The 16,676-nt window shown below is 73.6% G+C and carries 8 protein-coding genes; 2 read left to right on the forward strand and 6 right to left on the reverse strand.

Annotated elements, in window-relative coordinates; genetic code table 11:
- Positions 1 to 152: 152 nt before the first annotated feature.
- Entirely contained in the window at positions 153 to 2,348 is a 2,196-nt protein-coding gene (locus ABB07_RS13370; protein ID WP_208898920.1) for an ATP-dependent DNA helicase UvrD2, read from the reverse strand.
- 195 nt (positions 2,349 to 2,543) lie between these two features.
- On the opposite strand from ABB07_RS13370, the gene ABB07_RS13375 reads away from it, so the two are divergent.
- A complete protein-coding gene (locus tag ABB07_RS13375) occupies positions 2,544 to 2,786 on the forward strand; it encodes a mycoredoxin (protein ID WP_030649619.1) in 243 nt (80 codons plus the stop codon).
- Positions 2,787 to 2,870: 84 nt separating this feature from the next.
- On the opposite strand, the gene nudC is transcribed toward ABB07_RS13375, so the two are convergent.
- The 5 genes from nudC to ABB07_RS13400 all read right to left on the reverse strand — a co-directional run bounded on the left by nudC (position 2,871) and on the right by ABB07_RS13400 (position 13,263).
- Positions 2,871 to 3,815 (reverse strand): NAD(+) diphosphatase, encoded by a 945-nt coding sequence (gene nudC / locus ABB07_RS13380; protein ID WP_208898921.1) that lies wholly within the window; start codon positions 3,813 to 3,815, stop codon positions 2,871 to 2,873.
- Between the two features lie 154 nt (positions 3,816 to 3,969).
- Positions 3,970 to 5,373, reverse strand: coding sequence for a dipeptidase (locus ABB07_RS13385; RefSeq protein WP_208898922.1), 1,404 nt, complete (start codon positions 5,371 to 5,373; stop codon positions 3,970 to 3,972).
- Between the two features lie 53 nt (positions 5,374 to 5,426).
- Complete coding sequence (locus ABB07_RS13390) at positions 5,427 to 9,035, reverse strand: ATP-dependent helicase (RefSeq protein WP_208898923.1); 3,609 nt, start codon at positions 9,033 to 9,035, stop codon at positions 5,427 to 5,429.
- A gap of 116 nt (positions 9,036 to 9,151) precedes the next feature.
- On the reverse strand, positions 9,152 to 12,619 hold the full coding sequence (locus tag ABB07_RS13395; protein WP_208898924.1) for an ATP-dependent helicase: 3,468 nt from the start codon (positions 12,617 to 12,619) through the stop codon (positions 9,152 to 9,154).
- A 257-nt stretch (positions 12,620 to 12,876) separates the two neighbouring features.
- A complete protein-coding gene (locus ABB07_RS13400; protein ID WP_208898925.1) occupies positions 12,877 to 13,263 on the reverse strand; it encodes an MGMT family protein in 387 nt (128 codons plus the stop codon).
- Between the two features lie 186 nt (positions 13,264 to 13,449).
- Between ABB07_RS13400 and ABB07_RS13405 the strand changes: the two genes are divergently transcribed.
- Positions 13,450 to 16,422 (forward strand): lysylphosphatidylglycerol synthase domain-containing protein, encoded by a 2,973-nt coding sequence (locus tag ABB07_RS13405; RefSeq protein WP_208898926.1) that lies wholly within the window; start codon positions 13,450 to 13,452, stop codon positions 16,420 to 16,422.
- Positions 16,423 to 16,676: the final 254 nt, after the last annotated feature.

Raw genomic sequence — 16,676 nt, forward strand, 5'->3', positions numbered from 1 at the left:
CTCTCGGCGTCTCGAGGACTGGGGTGAACCAGTCCGTTCGGATGTGCAAGTACATCACGGAGCCGGGCCCTTCGAGAAGGCCGCTGCGTCCGTGCCTAGAACCTATGGGGATTGCCGGGGCATGCGCAAACTATTTTTTCGACGAGTTCGTATCAGTCGTCCTCGTCGCCCTCTCCGGCCTCGTGGCCTGCGCAGATGGCCAGAACGTCGGTTCCGTAGCTGCGCAGCTTGCGGCTGAGGACACCGGGGATGCGGGAGAGTTCGGCCGGAGTCCCGGGCCGGGCCTCGGCGATGGCCATCAGGGTGCGGTCGGTGAAGACGCAGAAGTCCGGCTGTCCGCTGCGCTCGGCCTGGACGGCCCGCCACTCCCGCAGCCGTTCGTAGAGTCCCTCGTCCATGTCCGAGGGACAGTCCTCGCAGCGCATCAGCTTCATCTCGCCCGCGTCGGTGAGCGTGCGGCCGCAGACCCGGCAGCGGGCCGGGGTGCGCTGGGTACGGCGGGGAGCGGCGAGGGCGCCGGTGGTGGTGCCGCGCTCGATGCCTCCGGTCGCGGCGGCGCCGCTGTGGCCGACGGTGGCCGTGGTGCCGGGGCGCAGTCCGTCGAGGAAGCGGCTGGGCCGGCGGTTGGGGCGGGTGCCGGGTGACCGGGACAGCGCCCAGGACAGGTGGAGCCGTTCCCGCGCCCGGGTGACGCCCACGTAGAGCAGCCGGCGTTCCTCCTCGATCTGCTCGTCGGTCCTGGCGTAGGTGATGGGCAGCATGCCCTCGGCGATGCCGACCAGGAAGACCACGTCCCACTCCAGGCCCTTGGCGGCGTGCAGGGAGGCGAGGGTGACGCCCTGGACGGTCGGGGCGTGCTGGGCGTTCGCCCGCTCGTCGAGTTCCGTCACGAAGTCGCCGAGGGTGACGCCGGGTCTGGCGGCGGAGAGGTCGTGGGCGAGGTTGACCAGGGCGGCGAGGGACTCCCAGCGCTCTCTGACGGCGCCGGAGCCGGCCGGGGGCTCGGTGGTCCAGCCCTCTGAGGACAGGACGGCACGCACCTGGGAGGGCAGGTCCACGGCGTCGTCCAGCAGGGAGTCGTTGCCGCCGAAGCGGGCCGCGCCGCGCAGGGCGATGCCGGCCTTGCGCACCTCGGGCCGGTCGAAGAAGCGCTCGGCGCCGCGCAGCTGGTAGGGCACGCCGGCGTCGGCGAGGGCCTGCTCGTACGTCTCGGACTGTCCGTTCGTGCGGAACAGGACGGCGATCTCGGCGGCCGGGACGCCCGCGTCGATCAGCTCGCGGATGCGGCGGGCGGCGCCTTCGGCCTCGGCCGGCTCGTCGGTGTACTCGGTGCAGACGGGTTCGGGGCCGGCGGGGCGCTGGGAGACGAGTTCCAGCCGGTGGTCGGCGGCGCGGCCGCGGGCCTGGGCGAGCAGGCCGTTGGCGAGGTGGACCACCTGGGGGGTGGAGCGGTAGTCGCGGACGAGTTTGACGACCGTGGCGCCGGGGTGCCGGGTGCGGAAGTCGAGGAGGTGGTCGGGCGTTGCGCCCGTGAAGGAGTAGATGGTCTGGCTGGCGTCGCCGACGACGCACAGGTCGTCGCGGTCGCCGAGCCAGAGCTCCAGCAGCCGCTGCTGCAGGGGGCTGACGTCCTGGTACTCGTCGACGACGAAGTGCTGGTACTGCGCGCGGACCTGGTCGGCGATGTCGTGCCGGTCCTGCAGGATGGCGACGGTGAGCAGCAGGACGTCCTCGAAGTCGATCACGGCGCGGTCGCGCTTGAGGTCTTCGTAGGCCGCGTAGAGGTGGGCGATCTCGGTGGCATCGCGCGGGGCCTCACGGCCGGCCTTCGCGGCCGCGTACGGGTAGTCGGCCGGGATGGTCTGGGTGACCTTGGACCATTCGATTTCGGCGGTGACGTCCCGCAGCTCGCCCCGGTCGAGCCGGGTGCCCAGGCTCGCGGCCGCGTCGGCGACGAGCTGGATCTTGCGGTCGACCAGCCGGGGCATGCCACCACCGATCGCTTTCGGCCAGAAGTAATGGAGCTGGCGCAGGGCGGCGGAGTGGAAGGTGCGGGCCTGGACGCCGTGGGCGCCGAGCTGGCGCAGCCGGCCGCGCATCTCTCCGGCGGCGCGGTTGGTGAAGGTGACGGCGAGCACGCTGGAGGGCTGGAGGATGCCGGCGCGCACACCGTAGGCGATGCGGTGCGTGATCGCCCGCGTCTTGCCGGTGCCCGCTCCGGCCAGGACGCACACCGGCCCGTGCAGGGCGGTGGCCACCGCGCGCTGCTCGGGGTCGAGCCCTTCGAGCACCGCGTCGGCCGAGTCCGGTGTCTGCGGGAAGAGGGTGGAGTGCGTTGCTGCTGTCACCCCGCCATGCTGCCAGGTCCTCCGGGGCCGGCGTGCCGGTTGTCCACAGGCGGGCACCTGTAGTCGTACTAATGCGGCAGGCGTCACATGGGCCTGTGGATACCGCGCGTGGATACCCCGGGCGGGAATGGCGGACGGCTCGCGTACGTTCTCCCCCTGGACGTTTTTCCGAGCTGCCTGAGGAGCGCGAGAGACATGCAGGGCACTGTGACGATGTACAGCACGACTTGGTGCGGCTACTGCCGGCGGCTGAAGAGCCAGCTGGACCGGGAGGGCATCGCCTACACCGAGATCAACATCGAGCAGGACCCCGAGTCCGCCGCTTTCGTGGAGAAGGCGAATGGCGGAAACCAGACGGTCCCGACCGTGCTCTTCGCCGACGGCAGCACGCTGACGAACCCGTCGCTGGCCCAGGTGAAGCAGAAGCTCGCCGCGTGACGCTCCGCGGGCTTCCGCGGTGACCGCAGCAGGGCGGCCCCTGAACAGGATCAGGGGCCGCCCTGCTGTGTCTCGGACGCTGTCTCAGACGAAGCTGCGCGTCGGCAGCGGCTTGCCGTACCACATCTCGATCAGGCGGGCCGCGATGGAGATGCCGTAGGGCGGCAGCACCTCGCCGGACTCGAAGGCCTCGTGCAGTTCCTCCCGGGAGAACCAGCGGGCCTCGTGGATCTCGTCGCCGTCGACGTCGATCTCGGTCGAGGTGGCGCGGGCCATGAAGCCGAGCATCAGGCTGGACGGGAAGGGCCAGGGCTGGCTGGCCACGTAGTCCACGGCACCGACGGTGACCCCGACCTCCTCGGACACCTCCCGGCGCACCGCCTGCTCGATGGACTCACCGGGTTCGACGAAGCCGGCGAGCGTGGAGAAGCGGCCCTCGGGCCAGTGGACCTGGCGGCCGAGCAGGATGCGGTCGTCCGCGTCGGTCACGGCCATGATCACGGCCGGGTCGGTGCGCGGGTAGTGCTCGGCGCCGCAGGCCGGGCAGCGGCGGATGTGACCGGCGGCGGCGATCACCGTGCGCTCGCCGCAGCGGGAGCAGAAGCGGTGGGTGCGCTGCCAGTTCTCCAGGCCGACCGCGTGCACCATGAGGCCCGCGTCGCGCGGTGACAGGAGCAGTCCGGCCTCGCGCAGGCCCGCGGGGCGTGCGGACTGGTCGATACGGCCGGGCAGCGCGTCCTTCTGGAGCGCGAAGTAGCTGACGCCGTCCTCGTCGATGCCGAGGAAGTAGCGGTGCGCCTCGGTGAGCGGGGCCTCGAACGAGGGCGTCATGACGAGCTCGGTGCGGCCGTCCGGTGTCTCGTCGATGAGCACCTGGCCGCCGGAGACCACGAAGCAGCGGGTCGTGGGGTGGCTCCACGCCGCCGCGAGCCAGGCCTCGTCGAGCCGGTGGTGGGCGGCGCGGTCGATGCCGCTCGGGGCGGTCAGCGAGATGGGTCGATCGGCTGTGTCGTCGGTCCAGGTGGTCACGGGTGCTTCCAACTCCCCCAGTGCAGCGGTTGGTTCGGCGGGTCGTTCGGCGGGACGTGGGCGGGCGGGCACCGGGCCGGGCGCGGGTGGGACGGGCGGGACGGTCGTTCCAGTGTGCCCCGCGCGCGATGCCCTCCCGTACGGGGCCGGTCGGTCAGGGCGTGGGCCGCCAGTGCTCGGCCAGGTCACCCCACAGGTAGGCACTGGTCTCGACGCCCTTGAGGAGGAGGTCCAGCTCGACCTTCTCGTTCGGGGCGTGCCAGCCGTCGGAGGGGACGGAGATACCCAGGAAGAGCACGGGGGCGCCGAGGACGTCCTGGAGGTCGGCGGCGGGTCCGGAGCCGCCCTCGCGGGTGAAGCGGACCGGCTTCTCGAAGGCCCGGCCCATGGCGCGGACCACGGACTGCAGTGCGGGGTGGTCGAGCGGCGTCAGGCACGGCCGGGTGGCCGCGCCGAAGCGGATCTCGTGCCGGATCCCGGCGGGCACCTGTGTCCCGGCCCAGTCGCGGACGGCCTTCTCGAGGTGGTCGGGTTCCTGGCCCGCGACCATGCGGAAGGACAGTTTCACCATGGCCGAGGACGGGATGATCGTCTTGCTGCCGGGGCCCTGGTAGCCGCCGCCGATGCCGTTGACCTCGGCGGTCGGGCGGGCCCAGATGCGTTCGAGGGTGCTGTATCCGGCCTCGCCGTGGGCGGCGCGGGATTTGGCCGTCTCCAGCCAGCGCTCCTCGTCGAAGGGCAGCTCGGCGAACAGTTCGCGCTCGCGGTCGGTCAGCTCCACGATGCCGTCGTAGAAGCCTGGGATCGCCACGCGCGCGTGCTCGTCGTGCAGGGCGGCGACCAGGCGGGCGGCGGCGGTGGCCGGGTTGGGCACCGCGCCGCCGAAGGAGCCGGAGTGGATGTCCTGGCCGGGGCCGTACAGCCGGATCTCGCACTCGGCGAGGCCGCGCATACCGGTGCACACGGTCGGGGTGTCCTCGGACCACATGCCGGTGTCGGAGACGATCACGGCGTCGGCGGCGAGCCGGCCCGCGTGCTCCTCGACCAGGGCCCGGAAGTGCGGGGAGCCGGACTCCTCCTCGCCTTCGATCAGCAGCTTCAGGTTGACGGCGGGGGCGGTGCGCCCGGTGGCGGCGAGGTGGGCGCGGACGCCGAGTGTGTGGAAGAACACCTGGCCCTTGTCGTCGGCCGCCCCGCGCGCGTAGAGGCGGTTTCCGCGGACGACCGGCTCGAAGGGGTCGCTGTCCCAGCCGTCCTCGCGGGCGGCGGGCTGCACGTCGTGGTGGCCGTAGACGAGGACGGTGGGCGCCTCGGGGTCGCCGGAGGGCCACTCGGCGAAGACGGCCGGGGCGCCGGGGGTCAGCCAGACCTCGGCCGTCGGGAAGCCGGTCTCCTTGAGTTTGGCCGCGAGCCAGTCGGCGCTGCGCCGTACGTCGGTCGCGTGGTCGGGCTGGGCCGACACGGAGGGGATGCGCAGCCATGCCGTGAGGTCGTCGAGGAAGGCGGCGCGGTGCTGCTCGATGTACGTGCGGACGGCGCTGTCCGGGGTCTGGCTCATGCCCACGAGCCTATCGGCCCGCACCGACAACCTCGGCGGGCGGTTCGTCACACTCAGGGTGCCCGCCGTGCCGTTTCGGAGTCTTCCGTTCCGGAGTCTGCCGCTCGGGTGTCCTCCCTGAGGAGCCGTTCCAGGGCGGCCCGGTCCGGCAGGTCACGCGGCCGTACGACCTCGCCGCTGCGCACATAGACGAAGGCGGCCGTGACCGACTCCGGCGGCACGCCCTGCTGCTCGGCCCAGGCCAGCCGGTACACGGCGAGCTGGAGCGGGTCGGCGGTGCGGGTGCGGCTGGTCTTCCAGTCGACGATCTCGTACGTCGTCCTCTCGCCGTCGCCGTGCTGGTACACCGCGTCGATACGGCCTCGTACGACGCGGCCGGCGAGGGTGAGCTGGAAGGGGGCCTCGACCCGGTAGGGGGTGCGCCGGGCGTACTCGGTGCGTTCGAAGGCCTCCTTCAGGGCTTCCAGGTCCTGTTCGTCGGCGATCTCGGCGTCGCTGCCCGGCAGCTCGTCCGGTTCGAGCAGGGGCAGTCGCAGTTCCTCGAAGCGGGCTTCGACCCAGGCGTGGAACCGGGTGCCCCGGCGTGCGGCCGGTTGCGGGGGGCGCGGCATGGGGCGCGCGAGTTCCTGCGCGAGCCCGTCCGGGTCCTCGGCCAGGCGCAGCAGCTGGGAGGCGGTGAGCGTGGCGGGCAGCGGGACGTCGGTGACGGCCTGGCGGGCGCGCAGCAGCTCTCCGGTGAGCGCGTCCAGGTCACGGTCCCAGGAGGCGATGGCGCGGGCCTCCTCGGGGGTGAGGGAGGCATCGGGGGCGGGACCGTGCGGGGCGCGGGCGCCGGGCGGGGGCGCCTGGTGGGGAACGGTCGGCCGCTCGGCGCTCCAGGAGTCCCATCCGTCGGGATCCTGAGCACCGGTGCCGTCCGCGTACGGGGCCTCGCTCCCGTACGGGTCGTCGTCGTACGGGCCCTCGGCGTGGGGCTCGCCCGCGTACGGGTGTCCGGCGTAGGGCTCGCCCGCGTACGGTTCCCCGGCATCGGGCTCGTACGGTTCGTCGCTGTAGGGGTCCCGGTCGTAACCGTCCTCTTCGTCCGGGGGTACGGGCCAGTCCGGGTCGTCGAGGGCGGCGGGGTCGTGGGCGGCCGGCGGGTGGGTGGTGTCCTGGGCGGCGAGCGCGTCCAGGTGGGCCAGGACGGTCTCGGCGGCCGCGCGGCGGCGGGCCAGGGCGGCGGCGTCCAGCGGGAGCGGCCACACCTGGTCGGCGCCGGCCGTGTGCAGCGCCGGGTTCTCCGCGTCCTCGGCGGGCTCCTCCGCCCAGGCCTCGATCTCGCCGTACCCGGCGGCGCAGTGGTCGTGGAGGGCCTGGAGGAAGTCGGAGGGGCCGCGCGGCTTCTTCTGGCTGGGGCCCCACCAGTGGCCGGAACCCAGCAGGAGGGAGCGGGGCCGGGTGAAGGTGACGTAGCCGAGGCGGAGCTCCTCGGTGTGCTGGTGGTCCTTCATGGCCTCGTGGAAGGCCTTCATGCCGCGCGCGTCCCAGCTGTCGACGTCGGGCAGGGTGTCGGTGTCGCCCCGCAGGGCGTGCGGCACCACCTTGGCCTGTGCCGTCCACTTCTCGCGGCCCTGCGCGCTGGGGAAGGTGCCCTTGACCAGTCCGGGGACGGCCACGACGTCCCACTCCAGGCCCTTGGACTTGTGGGCGGTGAGCACCTTGACGGTGTTCTCGCCGCCGGGCAGGGCGTTGTCGAGGCCCTTCTCGTACTGCGCGGCGGTGCGCAGGAAGCCGAGGAAGGCGAGCAGGGTGGCCTCGCTGTCACTCGCCGCGAAGGAGGCGGCGGTGTCCAGGAAGTTGGACAGGGTCTCGCGGCGGCGGGCGGCCAGGGCGTGCGGGGACGCCGACAGCTCCACCTCCAGGCCGGTGACGGCGAGCACGCGGTGCAGGACGTCCATCAGCGGGTCGGACAGCGAGCGGCGCAGGTCGCGCAGCTCGGTCGCCAGCCGGGCGAAGCGCACGCGCGCGTCCGCCGAGAACGGCAGCTCGTCGTCCTCGGTGTCGTCCTCCCTCGGTGATTCGAGGAAGGTGTCGAGGGCGTCCGCGAGCGATATCACCTCCGCCGGATCGACCCCTTCGACGGCCGCGGCGAGCCGGCGGTCGGGGTCGTCGCCGTCCGCCACGCGTGCGTGGGCCACCAGGAGGCGGGCGCGGCGGCCCAGGAGGGCGAGGTCGCGGGGGCCGATGCGCCAGCGCGGGCCGGTGAGCAGGCGCACCAGGGAGGCGTTGGCGCCGGGGTCCTGCAGGACCTCGCAGACGGCGACGAGGTCGGCGACCTCCGGCAGGTGCAGCAGCCCGGACAGGCCGACCACCTCGACGGGGACGTCCCGGGCCACCAGGGCACCCTGGATCTCGGCGAAGTCGGTCGCCGTACGGCACAGGACGGCGATCTCGCCGGGGGCCGTGCCGGTGTGCACGAGGTGGGCGATGGAGCCGGCGATCCAGTCGATCTCCTCGGCGTGGGTGGGCAGCAGGGCGCAGCGGACCGTGCCGTCGTACTCGGCGCCGGGGGCCGGGCGCAGGGCCTCCACGCCCGCGTGCATGGCGCGCAGGGGTTCGGCGAGTCCGTTGGCGAGGTCGAGGAGGCGGCCGCCGCTGCGGCGGTTCTCGCTGAGCGCCTGCCGGGTGGCGGGGCGGCCGTCGGCGTGCGCGAAGTGCGCGGGGAAGTCGTCCAGGTTGGCGACGGAGGCACCGCGCCAGCCGTAGATGGCCTGGCAGGGGTCGCCTACGGCGGTCACGGGATGGCCCGTTCCGCCGCCGAACAGGCCCGCCAGCAGGACGCGTTGGGCCACGGAGGTGTCCTGGTACTCGTCCAGGAGCACCACGCGGAACTCCTCGCGCAGCAGCCGGCCGACCTCGGGGATGCGGGCGAGGCGGGCGGACAGGGCGATCTGGTCGCCGAAGTCGAGCAGGTCGCGTTCGCGTTTGGCGGTCCGGTAGCGGCGGACGAGGTCGGCCAGCTCGCGGCGCGCGGCGGCCGTCTCGGGCACCTTGCGCAGATCGGCGTTGGTGAGCTTGGCGCTCTGGAGGGTGCGCAGCAGGTCCGCGTCCCAGAGGCGCAGCTCCTCGGGGTCGACGAGGTGTTCGGCGAGCTCGGAGTCGAGGGCGAGCAGGTCGCTGACGAGGTCGGCGAAGGAGCGGGTCAGCGCGGGGTAGGGGCCGGGTGCCTCGCGCAGCACGCGCGCGGCGAGCTGGTAGCGGGTGGCGTCGGCGAGGAGGCGGGAGGTGGGCTCCAGGCCGAGGCGCAGGCCGTGGTCGGTGAGGAGGCGGCCGGCGAAGGCGTGGTACGTCGAGATCACGGGCTCGCCGGGCGGGTTGTCGGGATCGATGACGTCCGGGTCGGTGACGCCGGCCTTGATCAGTGCCTTGCGGACGCGTTCGGCCAGTTCGCCGGCGGCCTTGTTGGTGAAGGTCAGGCCGAGGACCTGCTCGGGAGCGACCTGGCCGGTGCCGACCAGCCAGACCACGCGGGCGGCCATCACGGTGGTCTTGCCCGACCCGGCTCCGGCCACGATCACCTGCGGGGCGGGCGGCGCGGTGATGCAGGCCGTCTGCTCCGGGGTGAACGGGATGCCGAGTAGCTCCTTGAGCTGCTCGGGGTCGGTGATACGGGAGGGCATGTCGGAAAAGGCTAGCGGCGGGCACCGACAGTCGGGTCCGGATCGACCTTCCGGGGAGGAAGAAGCGCAGGTCAGCATGGGTGGTGCCGTACGTCACTCCCGCATCTGACGGTGGCTCACTCGACCACGTGGCGTCCCTCGGGCCGGGCGCTGCACGAGGCGCGGAACGCACAGTGCGTGCAGTGCTGGCCGGTGTTCGGCGCGAACCGCTCGTCGAGGACCTTGCCGGCGGCCGTGGCCAGCAGCTCGCCGACCCACTCCCCCGACAACGGCTCCTGGGTCTGCACCTTGGGCAGGCTGTCGCCTCCGTCGCGCCGGGCGGCGCCCTGTCTGAGGTGCACCAGTTCGGCGCCGCCGGGTTCGGGACGCACGCCGTCGAAGGCCTCGTCGGCGGCGCCTTCCCGGAGGGCGAGCTGGTAGACGGCGAGCTGGGGGTGGCGGGCCACCTCGGCGGCGCTGGGCGCCTGCTTTCCGGTCTTGAAGTCCACCACGTAGGCACGGCCCTCGGCGTCCGTCTCCACGCGGTCCATCTGGCCGCGGATGCGGACCTGGTAGTCGCCCGCTTCGAGGGTGACGTCGAAGTCCTGCTCACTCGCCACCGGGGCGCGTCCGGTGCGGTCCAGCACATGCCAGTTCAGGAAGCGCTCGAGCGCCACGCGCGCGTTGTCCTTCTCCTGCTGCGACTTCCAGGGCGCGTCGAAGGCGAGCGCGTTCCACACCGAGTCCAGGCGCTCCATGAGGACGTCGAGGTCGGCCGGGCTGCGGCCGGAGGCGACCTCGTCGGCGAGGACGTGGACGACGTTGCCGAAGCCCTGGGCGGTGGTGGCCGGGGCGTCCGCCTTGACCTCGCGACCCAGGAACCACTGCAGCGCACAGGTGTTGGCGAGCTGGTCGAGGGCGCTGCCGGAGAGCACGACCGGCCGGTCGCGGTGGCGCAGCGGCACCTTGCTCTCCGTCGGGTCGTACATGCCCCACCAGCGGTAGGGGTGCGCGGACGGCACCAGGGGGCGGCCGTCCTCGTCGGCGAGCGCGGCGAGCCGGGCCAGGCGCCGGGCGGCGGCCTCCCGCAGGGCGGCGGAGGCGCGCGGGTCGACCGTGGTGGCGCGCAGCTCGGCGACGAGGGCGGCCACGGACAGCGGGCGGCGGGGGCGGCCCGTGACGTCCCGGGGTTCGACGCCGAGTTCGGTCAGGAAGCGGGACGGCTGGTCACCGTCGTCGGCCGGCGCCTTCACAGCGGTCACGACGAGACGTTCACGCGCGCGCGTGGCGGCGACGTAGAACAAGCGGCGCTCCTCGGCCAGCAGGGCGCCCGGGGTGAGCGGTTCGGCGAGTCCGTCGCGGCCGATGCGGTCGGCCTCCAGCAGGGAGCCGCGGCGGCGCAGGTCGGGCCACAGGCCCTCCTGGACACCGGCGACCACGACCAGCCGCCACTGCAGGCCCTTGGCGCGGTGCGCGGTCATCAGGCGGACGGCGTCGGGGCGTACCGCGCGGCGGGCGAGCGTGTCGGCGGCGATGTCCTCGGCCTCGATCTCCGCGAGGAAGTTCAGCGCGCCACGGCCTCCGGTGCGCTCCTCCGCGCGCGCGGCGGTGGCGAACAGCGCGCACACGGCGTCCAGGTCCCGGTCGGCGTTGCGGCCTGCGGCGCCGCCGCGCCGGGCGGCCCGCTCCAGCCGCGCGGGCCAGGGCGTGCCCTCCCACAAGTCCCACAGCGCCTCCTCGGCCGTGCCGCCGCCCGCGAGCCGTTCGCGGGCCTTGCGGAGCAGGGCGCCGAGGCGCTGCGCCCCGCGCGCGTACGCCGGGTCGTGCACGGCCAGGCGCTCGGGTTCGGCGAGCGCCCGGGCGAGCAGTACGTCGGAGGGGGGCGGCAGCGGGTTGCCGGCCGCCCGCTCCTCCTCGCGCAGGGCACGGCCGAGGCGGCGCAGGTCGGCCGGGTCCATGCCGGCGAGGGGGGAGGCGAGCAGGGTGAGCGCGGTCTCGGTGTCGAGCCAGGTGGCGTCGGGGGCCGGCTCTGCGGTGTCCTGGGGGGCGGCGTCCTCGGGAGCGGCGTCCGCGGTGGCGGCCTCCTCAGCCCCTTCAGCCTTTTCGGAGGTGGTTCCCTCGGGTGCGGAGGTGGTTCCCTCGGGTTCCCCGGAAGCTGCGAGTTCCTGGAGCGGGCCTGCGAGCGCGCCCGCGCTCTCCTCGTGACTCCGGGACTCCGCCATGGCCACCGCGCGCAGGGCGGTGAGCAGGGGGGCCACGGCCGGCTCGTGGCGCAGCGGCAGGTCGTCGCCGTCGATGTCCAGCGGGACGCCGGCCGCGGTGAGGGCGCGGCGCAGGGTCGGCAGGCTGCGGGAGCCGGCCCGGACCAGGACGGCCATGTCGCTCCAGGCGACGCCGTCCTCCAGGTGCGCACGGCGCAGGATGTCCGCGATGTTGTCCAGTTCTGTACCGGCCGTCGGGTACGTGTAGACCTCTACGCGTCCCCCGTCCCGCACGGCCACCGGCTCGCGGTGCGCGCGGACCTTGTCGGCGGGCAGCCGGGGCAGCGGCATGCGCTGGGTGATCAGCCGGGTGGCGGCCAGCAGGGCCGCGCCGGAACGGTGGGAGGCGCGCAGCACCTCGACGGGGGCGGGGCGGCCGTCCGCGCGCGGGAAAGCCGCCGGGAAGTCGAGGATGCCGTTCACGTCCGCGCCCCGGAAGGCGTAGATCGACTGGTCGGGGTCGCCGAAGGCCACCAGGGTCCGTCCGCCGCCGGCCAGCGCGTGCAGGAGCCGTACCTGGGCGGGGTCGGTGTCCTGGTACTCGTCGACGTACACGGCGTCGTACTGGGCGGCGAGCCGTACGGCGGTCTCGGGGCGGCGGGCGAGCAGGACCGCGCGGTGGACCAGTTCCGCGTAGTCGATCACGCCCTGCAGGTCGAGCACGTCCAGGTACTCGGCGAGGAACGCGGCCGCGGCGCGCCAGTCGGGGCGCCCGATGCGGCGGGCGAAGGCGTCCAGCGCGTCGGGACCGAGGCCCAGCTCGCGGCTGCGGGCGAGGACGGCGCGGACCTCGTCGGCGAAGCCCCGCGTGGTCAGGCAGGCGCGCAGCTCGTCGGGCCAGCGCACATGGGCCAGTCCGAGCCGCTGCAGTTCGGGCTGCCCGGCGAGCAGCTCGCGGACCGTGACGTCCTGCTCCGGGCCGGAGAGCAGCCGCAGCGGCTCGGTGAACAGGTGGCTGTCCTGGTGGGCGCGCACCAGTGCGTAGCAGTACGAGTGGAACGTGGTCGCCCGGGGCGCGCGGGCGGCGCCGATGCGCACGGCCATGCGGTCGCGCAGGTCGACGGCGGCCTTGCGGCTGAACGTCAGCACCAGGATGCGCTCGGGGTCGGCACCGCGGGCGATCCGCGCGGCCACGGACTCGACGAGGGTGGTGGTCTTGCCGGTGCCGGGGCCGGCGAGGACGAGCAGGGGTCCGGCGCGGTGGTCAACCACGGCGCGCTGTGCCGCGTCCAGACGAGGGGGGTCGACGGCGGCCGGCGGGGTACGGACCAGTCGGTAAGCGCCACGGCTCCCCTGCCGCACCGGGGGGTGCGGCAGGCGCCTGGTGGAGGAAGAGGAGCTCACGTGATGGGCCGGTCCTGGTGTTCGTGCTGGTGGGCGGGCGGTCACGGGTGCGAGGCGGTGGCCGCGGGGTGAGGGGGACACGTGCAGCCGACGCTACGCCGCCACACGGGACGGAAGCAGGGCTTCCGCTTCTTCCCTCATGGCGCGCGGACCACGTGCGTCCCACAACCCACGAACGTACGTCATGCCACGGATGTCCCCGGCGTCACCCGAACGGGCCATGGGCTCTCCTCGAGGGCATCGAATGGCGGAAGCTGTCAGATGTGACCCACCGCGCCCGCCCCGCCGTCCCATCGGGCCCGCCGCATGTCGATCCGCGGCAGATGCCCCCCGGCGCTCCTGGCCGCCTCCTTCAGCGGCGTGCCCTCCGCGCGGTAGTGGGCGAGCGCGCGCAGTTCATGGCCGGGCAGCAGCATCCCGTCGGCGCGTACCACCCGCCACCACGGGACGGCGCCTCCGTACAGCGACATCACCCGGCCGACCTGGCGCGGTCCCCCCTCCTCGAGCCACTCGGCGACATCGCCGTACGTCATGACCCGCCCCGGCGGAATCCGCTCGGCGACCTCGAGGACCCGCTCCGCGTACTCCGGCAGCGCGTCCGCGTGGTCCTCGCGGGTGTCCTCGGCAGGGCTCTGCTCGCTCATTCGTCCCATCCTGCCGCACGCCACCGACATCGCGGCGCGGACCGCGGGGCACGGCCCTCTCGCCCCCGGACGGCGCTTCCGGCAGACTGTGCGCCCGCGCATCCGCACCCTGATGCCCGCGGGTGTCGGGGGGGCATGCCACCATCGTGCGGGCGGTGACCGGTGATACGAGACCAAGAAGAGACCATGAAGCAGCAGGGCGTGCACCCCGAAGGCGCGGCGGGCACCCCTGACGCCGCCGCGCGCCCCGACACCGCCGGCGGCGCGGCCGGAAGCGGCGACGCCGCCCAGCAGCGGGACCCCGCTCCGCGTCGGCACGACGGCACGGAAGACGGCACCGCACGCGCGCGCGAGGACAACGCAGCCGAGGGCACGCGCGCGCGGGAGACGGACGGAAACGACCGCACGCGCGCGCGTGAGACCGACGGAAGCGATCGCACGCACGCGCGTGAGACCGACAAAAACGACCTCACGCGCGCGCGTGAGGACGCGGACGGCGACACCATGGGGGCACAGGTCCCGCAGAACACGCCTCCCGGCCACGGTCCAGGCGCGGACGACGATCCGCACGCCGAGGCCGTGGAAGGCGACGAACCGCTGCTCCCCGCGCGCGTGCACCGCCCCTCCGATCTCATGCGGCTCCTGGTGGGCGTGCTCGCCATCGTGGTGCTGCTCGCGATCGCCGCGTTCGCGCACGGCACCACCTCGGGCTTCGAGCAGGACATCAACAAGGGCACCGGGCAGGCCCCCGACCTGCTCATCAGGATCGCGGGTCTGGCGTCCAGCATCGCGATCCTGCTGGTGCCGGTCGCCTTCGCGATCGAACGGCTGGTCAAACGCGACGGGCTGCGCATCGCCGACGGCGTCCTCGCGGCGGTCCTCGCCCACGGAGTGACCCTCGCGACCGACCTGTGGGTGGCGCGGGCCGCCCCGGGCTCGATCCAGGAGGCGCTCACCCAGCCCTCCCCGGGCGACATCCACGCCCTGACCGATCCCGTGCACGGCTATCTGGCACCTGTGATCGCCTATATGACGGCCGTCGGCATGTCCCGCAGACCCAGATGGCGCGCGGTGCTGTGGATCGTGCTGCTGCTCGACGCGTTCTCGATGCTGGTCACCGGCTACACCACCCCGTTCTCGATCATCCTGACGGTGCTGATCGGCTGGACCATCGCCTACGGCACGCTGTACGCGGTCGGCTCCCCCAACGTCCGCCCCACCGGCCAGACCCTGATGGCGGGCCTCAGGCACGTCGGCTTCCATCCCGTCAGCGCGGCGCGCGAGGAAGCCGTGGAGACGGAGAACGGCGACCGCGGCCGGCGCTACTTCGTCACCCTGGAGGACGGCCCGCCGCTGGACGTCACGGTCGTGGACCGGGAACAGCAGGCCCAGGGCTTCTTCTACCGTGCGTGGCGCAATCTCACCCTGCGCGGCTTCGCCACCCGCTCCAGCCTCCAGTCGCTGCGCCAGGCGCTGGAGCAGGAGGCACTGCTGGCGTACGCGGCGATCGCGGCCGGCGCCAACGCGCCCAAGCTGATCGCCACCTCCGAACTCGGCCCCGACGCGGTCATGCTCGTCTACGAGCACACCGGCGGGCGCACGCTGGACTCGCTGGCCGACGAGGAGATCACCGACGAGCTGCTGCGCAACACCTGGCACCAGGTGCGGGCGCTGCAGTCGCGGCGCATCGCGCACCGCCGACTCGCGGGTGACGCGATTCTGGTGGATCGTTCCGGCAGGGTGATCCTCGCCGAACTGCGCGGCGGTGAGATCGCGGCCGGCGAGCTGCTGCTGCGCATGGACGTGGCCCAGCTGGTCACGACCCTCGGTCTGCGGGTGGGCGCCGAGCGCGCGGTGGCCTCGGCGGTCCGGGTGCTCGGGCCCGACGCGGTCGCCGACTGTCTGCCGATGCTCCAGCCGATCGCCCTGACGCGCTCCACGCGCGCGACGCTGCGCCGGCTGGCCAGGGAACGCGCCCAGCGCGAGCGCGAGGCGGTCCTCGAGGCGTCCCGGCAGGCCAGGCAGGCCCGCCCGGAGGAGGGGACCGGGACGAGCGGGGCCGGCCTCGAAAGGCCCGACAAGAAGACGGTCCGCGCCGAGCAGCGCGCGGAGCGGCGAGCCATCGACGAGGCCCTCGAAGAGGCCCGCGAGGAGGACCTGCTCACCCAGATCCGGCACGAGGTGCTGCGGATCAGGCCGCAGGCCCCCGTCGAACCTGCCCGGCTGGAGCGGGTACGGCCGCGCACACTCATCAGCTTCATCGCGGGCGCGATCGGCGCGTACTACCTGCTGACGCAGCTCACCCACATCCAGTTCGGCACGCTGTTCGCGCAGGCGCAGTGGGGCTGGGTGGTCGCCGCGGTGCTGTTCTCCGCGCTCAGCTACGTCGCCGCGGCGATGGCGCTGCTGGGGTTCGTACCGGAGCGGGTGCCCTTCCTGAGGACGGTGGGCGCGCAGGTCGCCGGGTCCTTCGTGAAGATCGTGGCGCCGGCCGCGGTGGGCGGTGTCGCGCTCAACACGCGCTTCCTGCAGCGCGCCGGCGTACGCGCGGGTCTCGCCGTGGCGAGCGTCGGCGCGTCGCAGCTTTTCGGGCTCGGCTGCCACATCCTGATGCTGCTGTCCTTCGGTTATCTGACCGGCACCGAGAAGACGCCGTCACTGTCGCCGTCCCGTACGGTCATCGCGGGTCTGCTGACCGTGGCGGTGCTGGTGCTCGTGGTGACCTCGGTGCCGTTCCTGCGGAAATTCGTCGTCACGCGCGTGCGGTCGCTCTTCGCCGGTGTCGTACCGCGCATGCTCGACGTGCTGCAGCGCCCGCAGAAGCTCGTCACCGGCATCGGCGGCATGCTCCTGCTGACGGCCTGCTTCGTGATGTGCCTGGACGCCTCGATCCGGGCGTTCGGCGGCGGCTCCGCCTCGCTGAGCATCGCCAGTGTCGCCGTCGTCTTCCTCGCGGGCAACGCGCTCGGGTCCGCGGCGCCCACCCCGGGCGGCGTGGGCGCGGTCGAGGCAAGCCTCACGCTCGGCCTGATCGCCTTCGGCCTGCCCAAGGAGGTCGCCGCGCCGGCCGTCCTGCTGTACCGGCTGCTCACGCTGTGGCTGCCGGTGCTGCCGGGCTGGCTCGCCTTCAACCAGCTCACCCGGAAGGGAGCCCTCTAGGGAGCCTGTACGTGCGCGGGGTGCAGTTTGCAGGACGCCCTGTACGGGCACGGGGCGCACCGCGCAGAGACCCCCCGTACGGGCGCGACGTGCACCGCGCAAAGACCCCCGTACGGGCGCGACGTGCACCGCGCAAAGACCCCCGTACGGGCGCGACGTGCACCGCGCAAAGACCCCCGTACGGGCGCGACGTGCACCGCGCAGAGAGCCCCGTACGGGCGCCGGGTGCCCGTACCTCGTACGGCCCGCGCCCC

Origin of the sequence: Streptomyces incarnatus (genome assembly GCF_001027185.1) — a bacterium.
GTDB lineage: Bacteria > Actinomycetota > Actinomycetes > Streptomycetales > Streptomycetaceae > Streptomyces > Streptomyces puniciscabiei.